At 47.1% G+C, this 20,755-nt stretch carries 14 protein-coding genes; 11 read left to right on the top strand and 3 right to left on the bottom strand.

Translation table 11 applies throughout. The features are described from left to right. Positions 1-6 precede the first annotated feature (6 nt). Positions 7-762 (bottom strand): biotin--[acetyl-CoA-carboxylase] ligase, encoded by a 756-nt coding sequence (locus E2K74_RS09815; RefSeq protein WP_151207322.1) that lies wholly within the window; start codon positions 760-762, stop codon positions 7-9. 27 nt (positions 763-789) lie between these two features. Between E2K74_RS09815 and E2K74_RS09820 the strand changes: the two genes are divergently transcribed. From E2K74_RS09820 to ligA, 5 genes are all read left to right on the top strand, one after another. After that, complete coding sequence (locus E2K74_RS09820) at positions 790-1,593, top strand: sulfite exporter TauE/SafE family protein (protein WP_151207324.1); 804 nt, start codon at positions 790-792, stop codon at positions 1,591-1,593. 190 nt (positions 1,594-1,783) lie between these two features. After that, positions 1,784-2,479 carry a GntR family transcriptional regulator gene (locus E2K74_RS09825; protein WP_151205026.1) on the top strand — a complete coding sequence of 232 codons (696 nt, stop codon included), beginning with the start codon at positions 1,784-1,786 and terminating at the stop codon, positions 2,477-2,479. 11 nt (positions 2,480-2,490) lie between these two features. Further along, positions 2,491-5,943 (top strand): chromosome segregation protein SMC, encoded by a 3,453-nt coding sequence (gene smc / locus E2K74_RS09830; protein ID WP_151207360.1) that lies wholly within the window; start codon positions 2,491-2,493, stop codon positions 5,941-5,943. Position 5,944: 1 nt separating this feature from the next. Next, positions 5,945-6,976, top strand: a complete 1,032-nt coding sequence (locus tag E2K74_RS09835; RefSeq protein ID WP_151207326.1) for a cell division protein ZipA C-terminal FtsZ-binding domain-containing protein — start codon at positions 5,945-5,947, stop codon at positions 6,974-6,976. A gap of 94 nt (positions 6,977-7,070) precedes the next feature. Then, entirely contained in the window at positions 7,071-9,110 is a 2,040-nt protein-coding gene (gene ligA, locus E2K74_RS09840) for an NAD-dependent DNA ligase LigA (protein ID WP_151207328.1), read from the top strand. An 88-nt stretch (positions 9,111-9,198) separates the two neighbouring features. On the opposite strand, the gene E2K74_RS09845 is transcribed toward ligA, so the two are convergent. Further along, positions 9,199-10,266: an SDR family oxidoreductase gene (locus E2K74_RS09845; protein WP_151204902.1), complete on the bottom strand. Its 1,068-nt coding sequence runs from the start codon at positions 10,264-10,266 to the stop codon at positions 9,199-9,201. A gap of 342 nt (positions 10,267-10,608) precedes the next feature. Here E2K74_RS09845 and ftn point away from each other — a divergent pair, with 342 nt between their 5' ends. From ftn to E2K74_RS09875, 6 genes are all read left to right on the top strand, one after another. Then, positions 10,609-11,073, top strand: a complete 465-nt coding sequence (gene ftn / locus E2K74_RS09850) for a heteropolymeric bacterioferritin subunit Ftn (RefSeq protein ID WP_151204903.1) — start codon at positions 10,609-10,611, stop codon at positions 11,071-11,073. A 308-nt stretch (positions 11,074-11,381) separates the two neighbouring features. Beyond that, a complete protein-coding gene (locus E2K74_RS09855) occupies positions 11,382-13,193 on the top strand; it encodes an ABC transporter substrate-binding protein (protein WP_151207330.1) in 1,812 nt (603 codons plus the stop codon). Positions 13,194-13,212: 19 nt separating this feature from the next. Next, on the top strand, positions 13,213-15,213 hold the full coding sequence (locus tag E2K74_RS09860; protein WP_151207362.1) for a M3 family metallopeptidase: 2,001 nt from the start codon (positions 13,213-13,215) through the stop codon (positions 15,211-15,213). Positions 15,214-15,230: 17 nt separating this feature from the next. Continuing rightward, positions 15,231-16,169 carry an ABC transporter permease gene (locus tag E2K74_RS09865; RefSeq protein WP_151204905.1) on the top strand — a complete coding sequence of 313 codons (939 nt, stop codon included), beginning with the start codon at positions 15,231-15,233 and terminating at the stop codon, positions 16,167-16,169. A gap of 8 nt (positions 16,170-16,177) precedes the next feature. Next, entirely contained in the window at positions 16,178-17,323 is a 1,146-nt protein-coding gene (locus E2K74_RS09870) for an ABC transporter permease (protein WP_151204906.1), read from the top strand. A gap of 8 nt (positions 17,324-17,331) precedes the next feature. Further along, the gene (locus E2K74_RS09875) at positions 17,332-19,065 is read left to right on the top strand and encodes an ABC transporter ATP-binding protein (protein WP_151207332.1); all 1,734 of its coding nucleotides are present in this window, start codon (positions 17,332-17,334) and stop codon (positions 19,063-19,065) included. Positions 19,066-19,687: 622 nt separating this feature from the next. Here the strand turns inward: E2K74_RS09875 and rluB are convergent. Then, the gene (gene rluB, locus E2K74_RS09880) at positions 19,688-20,722 is read right to left on the bottom strand and encodes a 23S rRNA pseudouridine(2605) synthase RluB (RefSeq protein WP_151204908.1); all 1,035 of its coding nucleotides are present in this window, start codon (positions 20,720-20,722) and stop codon (positions 19,688-19,690) included. Positions 20,723-20,755: the final 33 nt, after the last annotated feature.

The raw sequence follows: 20,755 nt of genomic DNA on the forward strand, positions 1-20,755 counted from the left end.
CTCTGTTCAGGTAGGGTTTTTAAGGCGAAGTTGACCCTGATAAAAAGCTTGAACACCCTGACTGGTGGCAATTTTTACTGCACCATCATCCTGAATGCCCAGAAAAGTTCCTGAATATTGCCCTTGCAGATCCGTGAATTCAACCGTTTGTTGTATAAATGCTGCAGAACGGTTAAAACGCGCCGCCAGATTTTGGCAGTCATAATTAAACCATTGACCGGCCTGCTGGATCGCCAGATAAAGCTGGGCAATCAGTTCCACTCTTGAGGTCTGCGTCAATCCCAACTCGCTTAAAGAACTGACCTGCTGGTCGGGTATCTCGGTAGAGAGGGGATCAATATTCAGGCCAACACCGACTACTACTTGCCGGGTTGAAATCGGTTCCACCAGAATGCCGCCCCATTTACCTTGGGGGCTATACAGGTCATTGGGCCATTTGACTTGAAGATTCAGTCCTTGCAGTCTCGGCATTTGCAGGATATTTAACGCAATTTCCAGCGCCAGACGGCCATCTATTGCTTTTTGTGTATGTAGCAATGTGCTTAAATAGATATTTCCTTCAGGCGAGACCCACTGACGCTGGCGTTGTCCGCGCCCCTGGGTTTGCACCCGGCTACAGACCAGTACGTGCTGTACATTTTTGCTGGCCAGTTCGCGTACATCATCATTGGTTGATGTGGTCACGGGCTTGATTAATAACACTTCAGGGAGTTGGCCTGCATCGCTTAAACGTTGCTGCAGTTCGCGAGTTTCTACATCCATTTGAATCTAAACGTGGTAAATGTCGTTATGGAGTTAATCATATATTTATTGATTGGTGCAATCGCAGGATTCGCCGCAGGCCTGTTTGGTGTCGGTGGTGGTCTGATCATTGTACCCATCCTGTACATTGTTTTTACCCAGCTCCAGTACGATCCAGGCGTGATTATGCATATGGCAGTAGGCACTTCTCTGGCCACAATTATTGTCACTTCGATCAGTTCGGTGATGGCACATCATCAAAAAGGTGCCGTTTTGTGGCATGTGTTTCGTAATCTGGCTCCCGGTCTGATCGTGGGCTCATTTTTCGGGGCGGGAATTGCAGATTATTTATCCGCTCAAGGCCTGCAACTCTTAATCGGCTTCTTCGCCGTCTGGGTCGCTTTCAGAATGTTTAGGGGTGCCCATATACAGATTGATCCGAACCAGCAGCTGCCTTCGGCCCCCCTACAACTTGCAGCAGGTGCAGGGATTGGGGTGGCTTCAGCGATTTTCGGAATTGGGGGAGGCAGTCTGACGGTACCTTTTTTAAATCGTTGCGGCGTCGCGATACAAAAAGCAGTCGCGACCTCAGCGGCCTGCGGACTCCCTATTGCACTTGCCGGAGCGATTGGTTTTATTTGGTTTGGACAGCAGGCACAGGTCAATGTAGCGAATACCATCGGTTATATCCATATCTATGCTTTTATCGGGATTAGCCTGATGAGCTTCTTTACCGCAAAGCAGGGTGCAAAAGTGGCACATCGATTGTCACCGGCGATGCTCAAGAAATGTTTTGCCGGCTTGCTGACCACAGTCGGGCTGTATTTTATCTATCAGGGCTTTATTGCCTGATTGGTCTCTTTTAAACCAGACTTGATCAGGAGAATCGACTTGTATTCTCCTTTTTATCGGGCTGGATTGGCTGTGCAGACACAAGATTGTCTGACAATGTCAAAGTATTTCCTGCAAAAAAACCGTTTAATCAATGAAAAGTCATTCAGAATGACTCCATTTGCATCAATAAAAATAAGACAGGAACGGTATGCAACAACAAGAAGCACACAGTTTATCTGTACAGATTGCCAAGCACATCAGTGAACAGATCATCCGGGGCGAGCTGGTCGAAGGCGAGCGGATTCAGGAACTTAGAATTGCGTCGGAGCTGGACGCCAGCCGCGGTTCAGTGCGTGAAGCCCTGCTTTTACTGGAACGCACCCAATTGATTGAAATCTTCCCGCGCCGCGGAGCGATGGTCTCGGAAATGTCCGCTTTGCAGGTACGTGCCCTATTTGAAATGAGTGCCTTGCTTCTGGGACAGATGGTGCATCGTATGGCTGAAAGCTGGCGTAGCCATGAAGCTGAGCGTATTCAGCTATTATTAGAACAATTGGAAGCCGAAACCCGCCAAGGTCATACTGAAAAGTTTTATGATTTAATCTTTCAGGGGATGGCCCAGCAACCGGAAATGGTGGGAAATCCTTATCTGATGCGCTACTACCAGGAACTATTACCTTCCTTGCGCCGTAGCTATTTTCTGACCCTGAATATTTCCAGACGTGAGCTACAAGAATCTTTCGAGCTGTTTAAGCTGGTTACTGAAGCAATTTTGATCCGAAAATCACATCAGGCCTCTTTATTTATGGAAGATTTTTGTCGACACTTACGCAACCTTGTGTTGGAATCTCTGACACGGATGAAACAAATTGAACTCGCGTGGGCCAGACGCTCACGACGTTAAATCAGGACACTATGCGTTTAAGCAGCTTAAAACTTTCAGGCTTCAAATCTTTTGCTGACAGCACCACGCTACACTTTAAAGATAATCGTACTGCGGTGGTCGGGCCGAATGGTTGTGGGAAATCCAATGTGATTGATGCCATTCGCTGGGTCATGGGTGAATCTAGTGCCCGCCAGTTGCGTGGTGGCAGCATGCAGGATGTGATTTTTACCGGAACCGCCAAGCGTAAACCGGTGGGCATGGCCAGTGTAGAGTTACGTTTTGACAATACCTATGGCAAGCTGGGTGGGGCTTATAATGCCTATAGCGAGCTGGCTGTACGGCGACAAGTCAACCGGGATGGCAAGTCTGAATATTTTCTGAATGGCAGCAAATGTCGCCGTCGCGATATTACCGATATTTTCCTGGGGACCGGTCTGGGACCACGTTCCTATGCCATTATTGAACAGGGCATGATTAACCGTCTGGTCGATGCCAAGCCGGAAGAAATGCGGGTCTTTATTGAGGAAGCTGCTGGCGTTTCGCGTTATCAGGTCCGTCGCCGCGAAACCATGCTGCATCTGGACCACACTACACAAAACCTGTCCCGTCTGGAAGATATTGCTGCTGAACTGAAAGCTCAGCTAAAAACCCTGAAACGCCAGTCTGAAACCGCGATTCAATATAAAGAGCTGGAAGCAGAGATTCGTCAGATCAGGGTTGAAGTGCTTTCGTTCCAGTCGGAGCAGAGCCAGCGCCTGCAAGAAGAATACACGGTGCAGATGAATGAACTGGGTGAAAGTTTCAAGCTGGTCCGTTCAGAGCTGACGACGGTCGAGTATGACTTGGGTACCACCAGCGAGCTGTTCCAGCGCCTGATCCAACAATCTACACCGCTACAAAGCGAATGGCAGCAGGCGGAAAAAAAGCGCAGTGAACTGGAAATGACTTTGCAGCAGAAGCAATCCCTGTTGCAGCAGAATTCCAATAGTCTAATCAAACTGGAAGAGCAAAAAGCCCAGACCAAAGAACGGCTACAGTTGACTGAACTACAACTGGAAACCCTGCAAGCACAGCTTGAAGAACAGACAGTACAGCTACACCAACAGGAAGGCCAGAAGCAGAATCAAACGCAGCAGCTGGCAGAGCTTAAATCTCGGCAAGCAGCAGTCGCGGCCCAATTTACGCAAATTAAAACCCAGGTAGAGCAGCAGCAACAGCGTCAATCACAGATGCTGGCGCAAAGCGAACAGCTGGCAAAAAATATTGCCCGTATCGAGCAGCAAAAACAGACCTTGGCTCAGCAAGTTAGCCAGATTCAGCAGCAAGTACAGCAGGATGAGCTGGAACATGATCAGCAAGATAGAGCCCAGGCTGAACAGCAGCTTGCAGGCCATGAAGCCCGGCTGCAAGAACTCAAAACTCAACTCGAGCAACTTCAGGCAGAACAGGTCACGCATCAACAGCATCTGATGCAGCTGAAATCGAAAATTCAGGTGCTGCATTCAGAACGGAAAAACCTGAGCCAGCTACTGACCAAAGCCCATCCACCGGTCAAGACCGATAGGGTACAGCTCATGCAGGTCTTAAAGCTTCAGCCTCCGGCCAAAGTCCATGCCGCTTTGATCGAGAAGTTTCTGGCCAAATGGCTCTCGGCTCAAGTGCTGACACAAGATGAGCATTTTTTAGAGAATCATCCACGTCAGTTCAAGACGCAAACTGCGCAGCTCCAGATACAAATCGCCGGCTTGCCATGTCTGGCGGACTGGATTGCCGCGCCCCATTATTCACTCTGGCAGCAGGTCGCCGTTGCCGAATCTTTTCATGCCGCTTTAAGCCTGCAACCGCAGTTACAGCCGGGTCAGTCGATCCTGAGTCTGGATGGTTACCATGTGGGGCCAGACTGGGTCATTGCGCTGGATTATGATGCACATAGTCAGGCCGGACAGGGTGCGCTCAGCCATCGTATTCGTCTGGATGAGATTGAGCAGCAGCTTACTGAGCTTGAACCACAGCTTACAGAGGCGGAACAGCAACTCCCTGAGCTGAATCAACAGATCGCAGCCCTACATCACCAGATTCAGGCGAGTAGTGAGCAGCAGAAGCAGGCGCAAAAACAGTTACAACAACTTGATTTAAATATTGCCAAAGCCCAGAGTGCGACGCAGGCCTTTACGCTACAGAAGCAGCAGTTACACAATCAATTGCAACAGCTGGAAGAGCAGCTGGAAGAAGATGCGATGCAGAAAGATGATCTGGAAATTGATCTGCATGCTTTAAACCTGAAACTGGAGCAGGCACTTCCGCAGTATAAAACCCTGCAATTTCAGCTGGAAGAACTGAATACTCAGCTGGAAGATGCACAGCAATTGAGCCAGCAGGTACAGCAGGAAGCGGAATTGTTGCGCCGGCAAAGTGTCCAGAGTCAGCAACAGCTCGAATTACTGGAAAAAGATCAGGTCTTTTTAAAACAGCAATATCAGCAGATTGCGCTCCAGATTGAGCAGGCCAAAAAGTTTGTTGATCCGGTACAGTTGGAATTACCCGCGCTACATAGCCAGTTTAAGGAACAGGCGCAGATCACGGAAAAACTGCAAAACACTTGGGCAGACTGGCAGCTTGAACTGAAGCAGTTGCAGGACAAACAGCAAAATTTAACAGAACAGCGACATCGCTTTCAGCAACAGGATGAGAGAATCCGAACCGAACTGGAGGCGAAGCGTCTGGCCTGGCAGGCAGCCAAATCAGATTTACAGCATTATTCAGAACAGCTAAAAGAGATGAATAGTGAGATGATTTCCGGTTTGACGCTGGATGTACAGGCACATCAGGCCAAGCTGGAAAAAGCCCAGGCTAAGTTTGACAAATTGGGCGCAGTCAATCTGGCAGCTTCCGCAGAATACGAAGAAGTTTCCCGACGTTATGAGGAACTCAGCCACCAGATGCAGGACCTGGAAAATACAGTGGAACAGCTCCAAGCTGCCATGAAAAGTATTGATCAGGAAACCCGTAAGCTGTTTATGAACACTTTTAATCAGGTCAATGCCGAGCTGCAACACCTGTTCCCGAAAGTGTTTGAAGGCGGTGAAGCCAGCTTGAGTCTTGAAGACGGATGGCAATCGGGTGTAAAACTGATGGCAAGACCCCCGGGCAAACGCAACAGTTCGCTGGCTTTGCTGTCTGGTGGTGAAAAGGCCCTCACGGCATTGGCTTTGGTCTTCGCGATTTTTCGTTTAAATCCGGCGCCATTTTGTGTGCTGGATGAAGTGGATGCACCGCTGGATGATGCCAACGTGGGACGTTTTTGTAATTTAGTCAAAGAGCTTTCTGAACACGTGCAATTTATTTATATTACTCATAACAAACTTGCAATGATGATGGCGACTGATCTGTTAGGTGTAACCATGCCTGAACCGGGAACATCAAAACTAGTGACAGTAAATTTGGAACAGGCAAAAGAATACGGCTTAGCTGCGGAGGTATAACATGGAAATCACCACAATTATCGGGATTATTATTGCAGTTGTAATCATGCTGCTCGGCATCAAAATGATCTTTAAAAAACCTGCTGAAGCTGTCCCTTCTCTTGATGCAGATCTCCATATTGACCCGGACAGCCAGACGCCCGTCATTCCACGTCATGTGCGTTCACAGCTCAACAAAAAAGAAGCAGAAGCGGTAGAGCGGGTAGAACCACGCCTGCATGAAGAAACCCCTGTAGCGCTGTCTGCAAATCCCGACCAAGTCGAACCGGGACTTGCAGATGCAGCAAGTGTGGCAAAAGCAGAAAAGTATCAAGCTGTTACAGCAGAGGCTAAACCTGTTCCAGAACAGCTGGAAGATACACCGGCTGACGTGGTAACCACTAAAGCAGGCTCAGAACCTCAAGCAGAATCTCAGCCGCAAGAGCAGATAAAAACTGAAGAAAGCAAAGCAGATATGACCGAAACGGTGCATGACTCAGCGCCTGAGTTCAGCCTGAACAGCAATATCGAAAAAGCTGAAATCTCTGAGTTTAATGATGAAAGCAGCATTCTGGATGCACATCTGCATGAGCAAAAAATTGTGGATGAAGAAAGTGCGCTGGCCAATGCTGAAATGATCATTTCATTGCATATCTATCCGCAAAACCGTGTACTGTCGGGTGATAAAACCCTAAAAGTCTTGTTAAAATACGGCTTGCGTTATGGCGAGCTGGCCTGTTTCCACCGTTATAGTGAAGATGGTTCCAAACTGCTTTTTTCGGTGCTGCGCATGACCGATACTGGCATGGAAGGCTTTGATCTGGAAACCTTATCTACTGAAGAAGTGAAAGGTTTGGCTTTCTTCCTGACACTGCCGCATAGCGATGTACAAAATGCCTTTGATACCATGGACAGTGTTTCACGCCTGATTGCCCGCGAAGTAGACGGGATTGTCTATGATCAGAATCATCAGGAATTCACCCCGCAATTACGTGAATTCTGGCGTCATCAGGCCATCGATTACCGTGCCGGACAAACTGCTGCAGAAGCTTGATTTGCAATATTGAATCTGTAGGTTCCGATTTTTATAATAGCCAACAGCTGAATGTGTATAGGGCGGATTAACCGCCCTTTTTTATGGTGAAATTATGACCCAAGATGCCACTGTCATTGCGCAAATGCGTCAACTGATTCAACTGCTTGCCCGGCATAATCATGCCTATTATGTAATGGATCAGCCAACCATTGAAGACAGTGAATATGATCAGCTTTTTCATCAGCTTAAAGCGCTGGAACAACAATATCCACATTTGAGACAACCGGATACGCCAACCGACAAGGTCGGAGGGCGGCCGCTGGCAAAATTTGTTTCCGTGACTCATGCAGTGCCTATGCTGTCTCTGGGCAATGTCTTTAACCAGGATGATCTCTTTGCCTTTGCCCGCCGGATTGAAGAGCGTTTGCCAAAGCAGACAATTGAATATGATGTCGAATTAAAGTTCGATGGCCTAGCGATTTCTCTGTGGTATGAACATGGGGTACTGGTGCGCGGTGTCACGCGGGGTGATGGCGAAACGGGTGAAGATATTACCCAGAATGTCAAAACCATCCGGAACTTGCCGAAGTTTCTGGTAGCGGTGAATGGAATCATTCCAGAGCTGCTTGAAGTGCGCGGTGAAGTCCTGATGCCGAAGTCCGGTTTTGAACGCTTGAATGCCGCCAATCTGGACAAAGGGGAAAAAACCTTTGCCAATCCACGAAATGCTGCGGCAGGAAGTTTACGCCAGCTGGATCCGAAAATTGCCGCTTCACGCCCTCTGGCATTTTATGCATATGGGATTGCCCAGTGCGTACCGCATCATGGTCAGGACAACATGTCAGCCAGTCTGGAATGGCTGAGCCAGTTCGGGTTTGCAACCGGAGAGCAGCACTTTATCTGCCAGTCGATTGAGGAAGTGCAGGCTGTTTATGAACGGATGATTCAGCAGCGGGCTGACCTAAGCGTGGAAATTGATGGCTTGGTCATTAAAGTCAACGACCTGAAACAGCAGCAGCAACTCGGCTTCTTGAGCCGTGAACCGCGCTGGGCCACTGCCTATAAATTCCCAGCCGTGGCGGCCATTACCACAGTTGAGCATATTGACTGGCAGGTCGGCCGCACTGGTACCTTGACCCCAGTGGCGCGCTTGAATCCAGTTGCAGTGGGTGGCGTCACGGTTTCCAATGTGACCTTGCATAATATAGGCGAGATTCACCGTCTGGATGTACGGATTGGTGATACCGTGAGTGTCTATCGCAGTGGAGATGTGATTCCTAAGGTTGAAAAAGTCTGGCCGGAATTTCGTCCTGCCGATGCACTTGAAGTTCGTTTGCCAGATACCTGTCCGGTCTGTGATTCACCAGTAGTTATGCCGGAAGGTGAAGCACTGGCACGTTGTTCAGGGGGGCTATACTGTGCAGCACAGCGGATCGAGGCGATTCGTCACTTTGTTTCGCGTAAGGCCATGGATATTGAAGGTCTGGGCGACCGCTGGGTAGAATCGCTGTTGCATCTGAATCTCTTGAAAGATATCTCGGATATTTACCATCTGCATGAGCATCGTGAAACCTTGCTTGGTATTGAAAAGATGGGAGCCAAATCGGTTCAGAACCTGCTGGATGCGATTGAAAACAGCAAGAAAACCACACTGGCAGCATTTATCTATGCACTCGGTATTCGGGGGGTAGGTGAAACCACGGCGCGGATGCTGGCCAATACCTTCCAGACTCTGGACGCCTTACGCCATGCTGATCTTGAAACCTTAAAGAAAACACCGGATGTGGGAGATATTACCGCAGAATGGATTATTGATTTCTTTCAGGCACCGCATAATCTGGAAGTGCTGGATCGTCTGCTTGCCGCAGGCATTCACTGGGATGCACCGGTTGCTCCGCCTCGCCAGCCACTCAATGGTGAAAGTTGGGTGGTGACCGGAACCCTCAGCAGTATGGGACGTGATGAAGCAACACAATTATTGCAAGCCCTCGGTGCTCGGGTGAGTGGTAGTGTATCTGCTAAAACCAAATGTGTGGTGGCTGGAGAAAAGGCCGGCTCGAAACTGGATAAGGCTGAAAAACTGGGTGTACCCGTGATAAATGAAGAGCAGTTTATTGATTTGATGCATAATTATGGCCTGCTGGAAGCTTAAGCTATTTTCTTGGCTTTTTAATCGCCTCTAAATATTAAAAAAGACACCTTCGGGTGTCTTTTTTAATACTTTCAAATCACTCTACCGGTTAAGGAATATAGCGTTTGACCAGTCCGTCATCAAGAAGCTGCTGAAAATGCTCAACCAGACTTTCTTGTACCGGACGATATTGAATCCCGAGCTGATCCTGACTTTTTTGTGCATTAAAATAAATTGGATAGCCCATGTTGAGTTCGACAAATTTCCGGCTAAAGCCGGCAAGTGGGCCAAACATCTTAAATGCAGTTTTAGGTAACTGATTGCGTGGGAAAGGAAACTTGGCACCAAAAGCTTTACGCAAAATTTTCCCCATCTCCAGCAGGCTTAAAGTCTCACTACAAATAATATAACGGCCTTCGGCCTCGGGATTAAATGCTGCAAGGAGATGTGCTTCAGCGACGTCTTGTACATCGACAACCCCATTCCACATAGGCGGAACACCCAGCAGGGTCAGACCATTGGCAAACTGTTGCAGAACTTCCACGCTGCCAGACTGGGTGTTGGGGGTAAGGGATTTTCCAAATACCAGAGCAGGATTAATACAAATCAGATCCCAACGGTCCTGCGCCTCCGCCATTTCCCAAGCCTTGCGTTCGGCCATCACCTTGGAATAAGGATAAGGCTGATGATGCGGGGAGCTGGTCATATTCCAGTGCGACTCATCAAAACGCTGCTGTTCGGTTTGTAAAATATCAATGGCATCGCCATAGGTCGAGGCAATACTGGAGGTCACCACCACGCGTTGAACCGATTCGGTCTTATTGACGCTATTTAATACATTTTCTGTGCCCACAACTGCGGGCTCAATGATATCTTTTACGGGGTCTGTATAATTGGTCACAACAAAAGGCGAAGCCATATGAAACACGATTTCACAGTCCTGCATCGCCGCATCAAAAGAACCCGGGGTTAGCAGATTGGCTGCAAACAGTTTAAGTGTGCCAGGAGCACTGTCGGCAATCTGTTCCAGATGCTTAAAACTTTGCGTCTTGTTTAAATCCCGAACAGTAGCGTGAACGGTATACCCTTGGGTTAAAAGTTTTTGAATTACCCAACTGGCGATATAGCCAGAGGCACCGGTCACGAGCACAGGCGCTGTAGTTGATGGTTGTGTCATAATGAAACCGTTGTTGTTTTAAATTTCCCTGCATCATAAGACAAATCAAGCATAAAATACCCCAATATAATGATATTTATACAAACATGATGAGTATTTTTTATCACGATGATTTTTTACAATTTTTAACGTTTGATTTTTCTAGTAAAATTTTGACTTTGGAAAAGATACAAGCAGTTGCAACATCTTGTTTTCTAAACGGGATTTATCTGAATTGAGAGGGTAAATGCAAGTGCTTCTCATTTTAATTTTATAAAAATCATATATTTACGTAAATTTAACTTTTGCAAAACCGCACGGTTTTATTCATAATAGATTTTATAAAATAGGGAGTAGTTCAAAATGCGTGGTAATCCAGAAGTCGTAGACTATTTGAATATGCTGATTGGCGGCGAGCTGGCTGCCCGTGACCAATATCTGATTCACTCTCGTATGTATGAAGATTGGGGCTTGAGCAAGATCTTCGAACGAATTGATCATGAAATGCAGGAAGAAGCCCAACATGCGGATGCGATTATCCGTCGTGTCCTGTTTCTGGAAGGCAAGCCGAACATGATGCGTGATGACATTGAGGTCGGTGAAGATGTGGTCAGTTGCTTGAAAGCCGATTTAAAACTTGAGTATCATGTGCGTGAAAAGCTGGCTCAGGGAATCAAGCTGTGCGAGGAAAAAGGGGATTATATCACCCGTGATCTGCTACGCCAGCAAATGTCTGATACCGAAGAAGATCATACGTACTGGCTGGAAAAACAGCTGAGGTTGATTGAGTTGATTGGTCTGCAAAATTATATCCAGTCACAGATGTAAAACATAGATAGAAAATCCCGCAATTTTGGCGGGATTTTCTATATTGAAAGGCGCTATTTTGAAAACCCAACCATTTTTGATAATCCAGACGCGGGCAGATCGTTAAACAGCAAGCCATAACATGAGTCATTGATATAAAGTAATAAAATTGAAGAGGGTAATGACAATGCTTGGGAAAAAGGTGACTCAGATCGCCAGAACCGGATGAATCTTAAATTTAAGTTTATAAAGCTGCTCTTATTCTAAGCAGACTGTGGCATTATCTAGAGCTTGAACCTGTTAAAAAAATAAAGAATTAGATCAAGTGCATGCTAAAAGAAAAATTTTTAACTCCATTTTTACAGCTGACTCGCTGTCTGATCGTAAGCTGTCTGTTTGCAACTGCTGCATTACCGGTCGGGGCTGCCAATCCAGCCGATCCAAATAAAATCCTGCGTGACGTTTTTCCGGTGGCTGAAACCGGCTTTGATCCGGCTGCGACTCATGATGTCTATTCTGGCCGGGTCAATGCTGCCATTTTTGAAAATCTATTTAGTTATGATTATCTGGCGTCCCCAGTCAAACTGGTACCGAATACGGCAGTCGCTTTACCACAGGTCAGCGCGGATGGTCTGACTTATACTATTCAAATCAAGAAGGGAATTTATTTTGCAGATGATCCGGTATTTAAAGGCAAGAAGCGTGAACTGACGGCTGCTGACTATGCCTATTCACTGAAACGGCTGATAGACCCGACCTTACATTCTCCAAACAGCTGGTTGCTGGAGGGCCGGATCAAGGGAACAGAAGCCTTACTGGCACAGGCTAAAAAAACCGGCAAGTTTGATTATGATCGGCCCTTTGAAGGCATTCAGACGCCGGATCGCTATACCCTGATTTTAAAGCTGATTAAACCGGATCAGAACTTTGCAATGCTGCTTGCCCATCAGCCGGCAGCGGCGGTCGCCAGAGAGGTCATTGAAAAATATCGTAATAAGGCCGGCTTTGTGATGGATCATCCGGTGGGTACCGGGCCCTATCTGCTGAGTCACTGGACACCAGCTTCACGGATCATCTTAACTGCCAATCCGAACTATCGTGGCTTTGTCTGGAACTTTAAGGCCAGTCATCATGCAGATCAGCCTATTATCAAGGCCATGCAAGGAAAGAAAATGCCGCAGATTGGCACTATTGATATTCGGGTGATTGAAGAAGCTCAGTCCCGCTGGCTGGCTTTTAGTAAAAATGAGCTGGATATCAGTGAAATTGAGGGTGATCTGGTGGTACAGGCATTAGAAAATGGCGTACTCAAACCGAATTTAAAAAAGCAAGGCATACAACTTTCTCGCATTAGCGATCCTTTAATTGGCTATCAGTACTGGAATATGCGGCATCCGGTCGTGGGCGGATTGGCAAAGGAAAAAATAGCCTTACGTCGGGCAATGGCAATGGCATTTTCAACTGAGAAGATGATCAATATTCTGTATAAAGGTGATGCCACTCAGCTACAAATGCCGATTCCTCCCGGGATGGTCGGTTATTCTCCACAGTACAAGAGCAGTATTCCCTACTCAGTCAAGGCGGCCAATCTGCTGCTTGACCGCTATCAATATCAGGTCGGGACGGATGGCTGGCGGCGTCAGCCGAATGGCAAGCCGCTGGAAATTGAGCTGATTGTGGGAAATACCAGCCGTGGTCAACAGCAGGCAGAATTCTGGAAAAAGGCACTCGACAGCATCCAGATCAAGATGGTGAGTAAAGCCATGCCATTTGCTGAAGCCCTCAAACTGGAAAAGCAGTGCAAGACCATGTTTAAAGGCTCGGCCTGGATTGCGGACTATCCGGATGCCGATAACTTTATGCAGCTGTTTTACGGTAAAAATATCCACATGACCAATAACTCCTGTTTCAGGCATCCCGAATTTGACCGGCTCTATGAGCAGACCCAGAGCATGAATCCGGGTCCTGAACGTGATGCCCTGTATCGCAAGATGTCACGCATTCTGGAGGTTAATATGCCGGTTCTCATGCTGTACAGCAGCTACCGTAATGTACTCACTCAAGCGCGGGTGATCGGCTATAAGAATCATCCGATTTTGTCAGCAGAATGGATGTATCTCGATGTCGATTCTAAAAAATAATCCAACACTGGAGCGATGGATGCAGTCAAAGAAAATGAAAATAAGCACTCTCAGTGTGTTGCTCATGATGAGCAGTTCCGGGGCAATCGCGGCTCAGCCCTCATTCTTGCCTTTATTTAAGGCAAGCGAGATTCCCGCCTTATGTGATGCAAACTTAAAAAAAATGCACAAGCAGGTTAAAAAGTTTGAAAGCAAAAAAATAAAAAACAATGCCCGAAGTTCGGCCTATTTGGCAGAGTGGGACAACATTCTGGCCGAAGCGAGCGATTTTATTTCACCGATTGGACTATATAGCAATATAGATCCAGATCCGGCCTTACGTCAGGCCGCAGATGATTGTGAGCTTAAAAGTGATCAATATCTGACGGTACTGTATCAGCGCCCACAGCTTTATGTCCAATTTAAGAAATTAACCGCAATAGATGAAATTGATCAGAAATATCTGAAGGATATTCTGGAACAGTTTGAAAAAAACGGCATACAGCTGAGCGCAGACAAGCAGAAACGCTTAAAGGAAATTATGGATGAGAGCACCAGGCTCTCTCAGGATTTCTCCAAAAACGTACGGGATAATCAGGACAAGGTTGAATTTAATCCGGAGGAAATGAAAGGTTTGCCAGACAGCTATATGGCAGGCCTGAAGACAAATACCCGTGGGAATTATGAATTAGGCTTTGATTACCCGGAATATCAGCCTTTTATGGAGCTGGCAGACAGTGATGCAGCACGTAAACGCTATCAGACGGCGTATAGCCGGCGTGGTACTGAACAAAACCTGAAGCTGATGAAAAGGGCAATCGATCTGCGTTATGAGCAGGCACAACTATTTGGAAAAGACAGCTATGCCCATTTTGCCCTGGCATATCGTATGGCTAAAACCCCTGAAGCCGTCAATGCTTTTCTGGAGGAAGTTCATGCCAAGGTGGCGCCGCTAGAAAAACAGGAGATAGAAGAATTACGTCGTTTCAAGGCAGAAAGCTTAAAAATTCCTGTGGAAACAGCAAAAATTGAGCGTTGGAGCCAGCTTTACTGGAATGAAAAGCTACGTCAGGCCAAATACCAGATTGATCAGGAAAAACTGCGCGATTATTTTCCAACTGAAGCTGCACAGAAATGGTTATTTGCCCTGTCTTCTGAACTATACGGCATCCAGTTCAAGCCGGTGAAAGTCAAAGCCTGGCATGATGAAGTGGAATACTACGCCGTGCATGACACTGCTTCCGGAGAGTTTCTGGGCGGCCTGTATCTGGATAAATACCCGCGTAAAGGTAAGTATGGCCATGCCGCGGTGTGGGGTGTGTATGGGGGCAGCCGTTTAAATGAGCGCCGTCCCATCTCCGTTTTGGTGACCAACTTTAACCGTAAAGGGCTGAACAGCAATGAGCTGGAAACCTTTGTACATGAAATGGGACATGCCTTGCATGGCCTGCTATCTAAAACCCGCTATAGTGAGCAGTCAGGCACATCGGTAGAACGTGACTTTGTTGAAGCTCCTTCACAAATGTATGAAGAATGGGCACGCCGTTTTGAAACGCTGTCTAAAGTGGCCGACTATTGTGAACCCGCCTGTCCACGCATTGATGCAGCCATGGCCGAGCGCTTAAAAAGCGTCAAAAATTATGGCCGGGGAGCGCATTATGCACGCCAGACCCTATATGCGCAGTATGACATGGCTGTGCATGGCCAAAATGCCTTAAGCCTTGATCCCTTAAAACTCTGGCAGGAAATGGAAAGTCAAACTGCCCTGGGATATGTCTCGGGACAACAGTTTCCGGGCCAGTTTGGGCATTTGATGGGGGGCTATCAGGCAGGTTATTACAGCTATATGTGGTCACAAGTTTTGGCACTCGACATGCTGTCTGCTTTTGGGGAGCATTTGATGAATCCTAAAGTGGGAGCACGTTATCGCACTACGGTACTGGCTCAGGGGGGGCAAAAGCCGGGTGAGCAGATGGTCAAAGACTTTCTGGGACGTGAGCCAGACAGTCAGGCGTTCTTCAAGGAAATTTCAGGACATTAAGTCAGGGCAGGGATACAATGCTGGCATATATAATTCGCAGGATTTGGCAAATGATTCCCACCATGCTGGGTGTAATCTTGCTGATTTTCTTTTTGTTTAATTGGGTGGGAGGAGACCCGGCGTATATTCTGGCAGGGAAAATGGCCAATCTGGAACAGATTGAAAATATCCGGCAGCAGCTGGGAGTTGAACAGCCCTATTATGTACAGCTCTGGATATTTATCCAGCAAATCATCAGCTTTGATTATGGCCTGAGCTGGAGTACCGGAGAACCCGTCTCGCAGATTATCATTACCCGTTTGGGACCTTCACTGACCATTTTAATTCCCTTAACCATTTTACAAACTTTAATTGCCATTATTCTGGCGCTGGCTGTGGCTGCTGTACGAGGCTCGCTGACTGACCGCATGATCATGATGCTCTGCACCATTGGCATGTCGATCAGCATTCTGGTGTATATCATCGTTTTTCAGTATGTACTGGCCTATCAGCTGAGCTGGTTCCCGGTTCAGGGCTGGAGCGACAGTCTGACTAATAACCTGTTTCAATATGCCATGTTGCCGATTCTGATTATGCTGGTGGTCAGTATTGCACCGATGCTGCGCTTATACCGCAGCTTTGTACTGGATGAAGTTAATCAGGACTATGTGCGTACCGCACGGGCAAAGGGCTTGCGGGAAAGCCGGATTCTGGGCGTACATGTACTGCGTAATGCTTCAATTCCCATTATTACGGATGTCATGTCGAGCTTGCCGGCCCTGCTGATCGGTGCTTTTTTGATTGAACGCTTCTTTGGCATTCCTGGCATTGGACGTGAAGTGATTATTGCGGTAGAGCGCTCTGATTTTCCGGTTATTAAAGCCATTACCGTATATGTGGCAGTCGCGACCATGCTGTTCAACCTGATCGCGGATGTCATCTATAAATGGATTGATCCGCGTATACAGTTGAAGTAGGTGAAGGTATGCTGAGTGCCATTTTAAAACGAACGCAGGCTCACCAGACAGCTGCATCTGCCTCAAGCGGATTATGGCAACTGGCCTGGCGCCGTCTAAAGCGTGACCGTATTGCCATGTTGTCGTTGTGGATTGTTGGATTCTATTTTCTGCTGCTGATCTTATCTCTCAGTGGCATGCTTGCCAAAGACTGGGATCAGGAAGTGGCGGTGAGCTATGCACCTCCCACTTTTATGAAGAGTACCCCGGCAGTCGAGGTTTCATTTCCTGAAGAAAGCCAGCTCAGAGCGGCATCAGGAAAACCAGTCGAGCCTTTACAAAATAACGGCACGGCATTAAATCTGCAAGTTGCTACTGTGCAGGGAGCAGGTCAGATCATAGAGGATTATGGGGTGGTCGATCCTTTGGCTGAAGATATGCTGGCCATCGAACAGGAACTGGGAGGCCAGTTAATAGATCAGCGCAATGAGCTGAAACAGAGCCTGATTTTTGGTGCAGATAAATGGGGACAGGATATACTGCTAAAAACCATTAAAGGTGCAGAAACTTCGATTCTGGTGGGGCTGGTTGCCGCAGTAATGTCGGTGGCTATCGGCACGTTATTGGGTGCAGTCGCAGGGTATTTCAGTGGCTGGGTCGATGATGCACTGAACTGGTTTTATAATATTTTTACCTCAATTCCTTATCTGTTACTGATACTGGCCATTGCGGCGGTATTGCAGCAAAAAGGTATTCTAGCCATTATCCTGATTTTAGGACTGACGGGCTGGACCGGGGTATTTCGTCTGGTACGGGCTGAGTATATGAAGCACACTTCACGTGAATATGTACTGGCTGCCAAAGCTATAGGGGTCAGCCATATGCGCCGTATGTTTGTGCATATTTTTCCCAATGTAAGCCATATTGCGCTGGTACAGATGTCCATTCTGGTGGTGGCCTTTATCAAGTCTGAAGTGATTTTAAGCTTCTTGGGCTTTGGTGTACCGACAGGTGTGGTGTCGTGGGGCAGCATGCTGAATGAAGCACAAAGTGAGCTGATTTTAGGAAAATGGTGGCAACTGGCAGCCGCTTCCATTGCCATGGCGGTGTTGGTGACGGCATTTTCGATGTTTAGCGATGCACTGCGTGATGCATTAGATCCCAAACTGAAATAGGAGCCAACATGTCTGATCAGAACTTTCATCCAGTCCCTGTATTGCTCCGTGTAGAAAATCTGCGCGTCAGTTTTAAAGATGAACATCAACAGTATATCGAAACGGTCAAAAGTATTTCGTTCGATATCCCCGCCAATACCACCGTAGCCTTGGTCGGAGAGTCGGGAAGTGGAAAATCTGTGACTGCGCTGGCCACCATGGGACTATTGGCCCCTGAAAATAGCCAGATTTCTCCCGACAGTAAAATTATGTTTGAAGGACAGGATCTGCTTACACTACCTGTCTGTAAAATGCGCCAGATGTGTGGCAGAGATATCGCCATGATTTTTCAGGAACCCATGTCTTCGCTCAACCCGGTCTTTACGGTTGGTATGCAGATTGCAGAAGTATTAAGACTGCATTTGGGCATGAATAAAAAACAGGCCCGTCAGAGAACTTTGGAGCTGTTGCAGGAAGTGGGTATTCCTTCACCGGAAGCCCGGATTGATGCTTATCCGGGCCAACTATCTGGCGGACAGCAGCAAAGGGTGATGATTGCTATGGCGATTGCCTGCGAGCCTAAACTCCTGATTGCCGATGAGCCGACCACAGCGCTGGATGTGAGCATTCAAAAGCAGATTCTAGACTTGCTTGAATCCTTGCGTCAGCGCAGGCAAATGTCAATTTTGCTGATTAGTCATGACTTGGCCTTGGTCGCTGAAATTGCAGATCAGGTCATTGTAATGCGTGATGGAGAAATCCGTGAACAGGGAGCAGTCAAATCCGTACTTGAGCATCCAAAAGACGTGTATACCAAAGCGCTTTTACATTGTCGGCCTCAGCTTTCTCATCGGCCACAGCGTCTGCCGGTAATCAGTGACTTTATCCAGCAAAAAGGAGAGCAATGGTTTGAAAATGTGCCTCCAAATCCTGAAAAGCTGACAGAACGTAGCCGAGGCTTAAAGGGCAATGAAGAAATTATTCTGAATGTGCGCGATCTGAATAAATCATTTTATAGCCCCAAAGGCCTATTTCGAAAAGAAGAATTTCAGGCGGTGAAGGGGGTGTCATTTCAGCTGGCCAAAGGTAAAACCTTGGGTCTGGTTGGTGAATCAGGTTCTGGAAAAACCACCATTGGACTGTTGCTGATGCGTTTACACCAAGCTACAGGCGGTCAGGCCCTGTTTCAGGGACAGGATATTCTGTCCATGTCAGAAAAAGAATTTAAGCCATACCAACGCAAGATTCAGATCGTTTTCCAGAATCCTTATGCCTCACTCAATCCACGCTTTAGCGTAGGCCAGATTCTGATGGAGCCGATGCAGATTCATAACATTGGTGCGAATGATGCAGAACGTAAACAGCTGGCACTGGAGCTACTGAAACGGGTCAGCCTGCCGGTGCAGGCCTTTGACCGTTATCCGCATGAGTTTTCAGGGGGACAACGTCAGCGGATTGCGATTGCACGTTGTCTGACTTTAAAACCCGAGATTTTAATCTGTGATGAATCGGTCTCGGCACTAGATGTCTCGGTTCAGGCTCAAGTACTGAATTTGCTACAGGATTTACAGGATGAATTTGGCCTGAGTTATATTTTTATTTCACATGATTTGTCGGTAGTGAAATATATTTCTGATCAGATCATGGTACTGAATCAGGGGGAATTGGTAGAAATCGCCAATTCAGATGAACTGTATCAATCTCCGCAGCATGAATATACCAAGCGTTTACTCAGCGCCATTCCGCAAGGGATTCCACAATAATATTTTAAGTTCCAAATAAAAATGCCCACATTGTTGGGCATTTTTTATGACTGAACGATGTTCTCAGGAAACAGGTGGGATAGCTGCATATGTATCAGATTCTGGTCGGCTGTACTGAACAGACTAAGGTTAAGATCATGATCCTGTGCGGCTGTATGGAAGCGGAGCAGCCAAGTCTGCTGCTGGTCTGCAGGAGGAATCACACTAGATTACATCTGTTGAACCTTACTGAATTTACATATCTTATGAGAAGGATCAGCAAAGAGCGCCCAAGCGGTACTGCCCTCGGAAATAACAAGTACCCGATAGGTTTTTATAATATGGACTACTAGTACCAATAACAGAGAGGATCCGATCAGTATATAGGTCCATGGATCCAGTATTTTTAGAGGCTGTGTACTGAAATCACGAAGAAAATGAATATCGCTGAAAGGGATAGAGCGGCGTTCTGGATTTGCTCTTTGCCAGCTGCTGTAATGAACCAGCATAAAATGCACTAGCATTAGTATGTAGAAACCATAAAGCCGGGAAGCCTGAGGTGCCACAGGATGATAATATTGGCTCATTATTATTGTTCTTGCAAAAAAAAGAGCCACCGAAGTGACTCTATCTTAATGAAAGCTTAAAACTTTTTAAAGCCTTTGTTGATGCCATAAGGACGACGCGGTGCATTTTCATCACGCTCTTCACGACGACCAAAACCCTGTTCATGACGATTGTCACGACGTGCGAACTGGGTACCGTTCTGGTTTTCACGACGTACAAAACCACTATCTTCACGGCCATGAGTATTTTGTGGCTGATCATCGGTATCACGACGTTGCTGACGCAAATACCCCCCACGGCGTGCTGCCAGTGGTTTTTCCTGCATACGTTCATTGCGGCGTTTTGCCATACCGTATAGACCCGTACCTTGGCGCGGCTTGAGCTCAACTGCTTTGGTCAGGTTATCAATATCCTGTTTATCCAGTTCCATCCAGCGACCTGTACGCAGCTCACGTGGCAGAATTACCGTGCCATAACGTGTACGTAACAGACGGCTGACTTTAAGGCCTTGTGATTCAAAAATACGGCGCACCTCACGGTTACGACCTTCTTTTACTACTACTTGATACCAGCGGTTAATACCGTCGCCACCCAGCTCAGAGAAAGACTCAAACTTGGCCGGACCATCATCCAGTACCACACCTTTTAGCATGTTGTTTTTCAATTGTGGAGTTACTTCACCCATGACACGAACGGCATATTCACGTTCAATTTCATTTGAAGGGTGCATCAAGCGATTCGCCAGTTCGCCATCATTGGTGAACAGTAGCAACCCGGTCGAGTTAATATCCAGACGGCCGACCATTACCCAGCGATCATTTGCCAGAGCAGGCAGATTATCAAATACCGTTGGACGGCTTTCAGGATCATTGCGCGAACAGATTTCGCCTTCAGGCTTATAATAAATCAGTACACGACGACGAATTTCATCTTCAATCTGGAAATGAACCTTACGACCATCAATGCGAAGCTCATCACCTGGTTCAATACGTTCTCCCACTTGGGCAATTTGCCCATTTACACTTACACGTCCAGCGGCAATGACTTCTTCCATATAACGGCGAGAACCCAGACCAACACGTGCAAGTACCTTTTGCAATTTTTCACTCATGACAGCATAACCTTAGAAATAATTATCAACAGT

The sequence above is a fragment of the Acinetobacter sp. RF15B genome, from assembly GCF_007558235.1.
Classification (GTDB): Bacteria; Pseudomonadota; Gammaproteobacteria; order Pseudomonadales; family Moraxellaceae; genus Acinetobacter; species Acinetobacter lwoffii_C.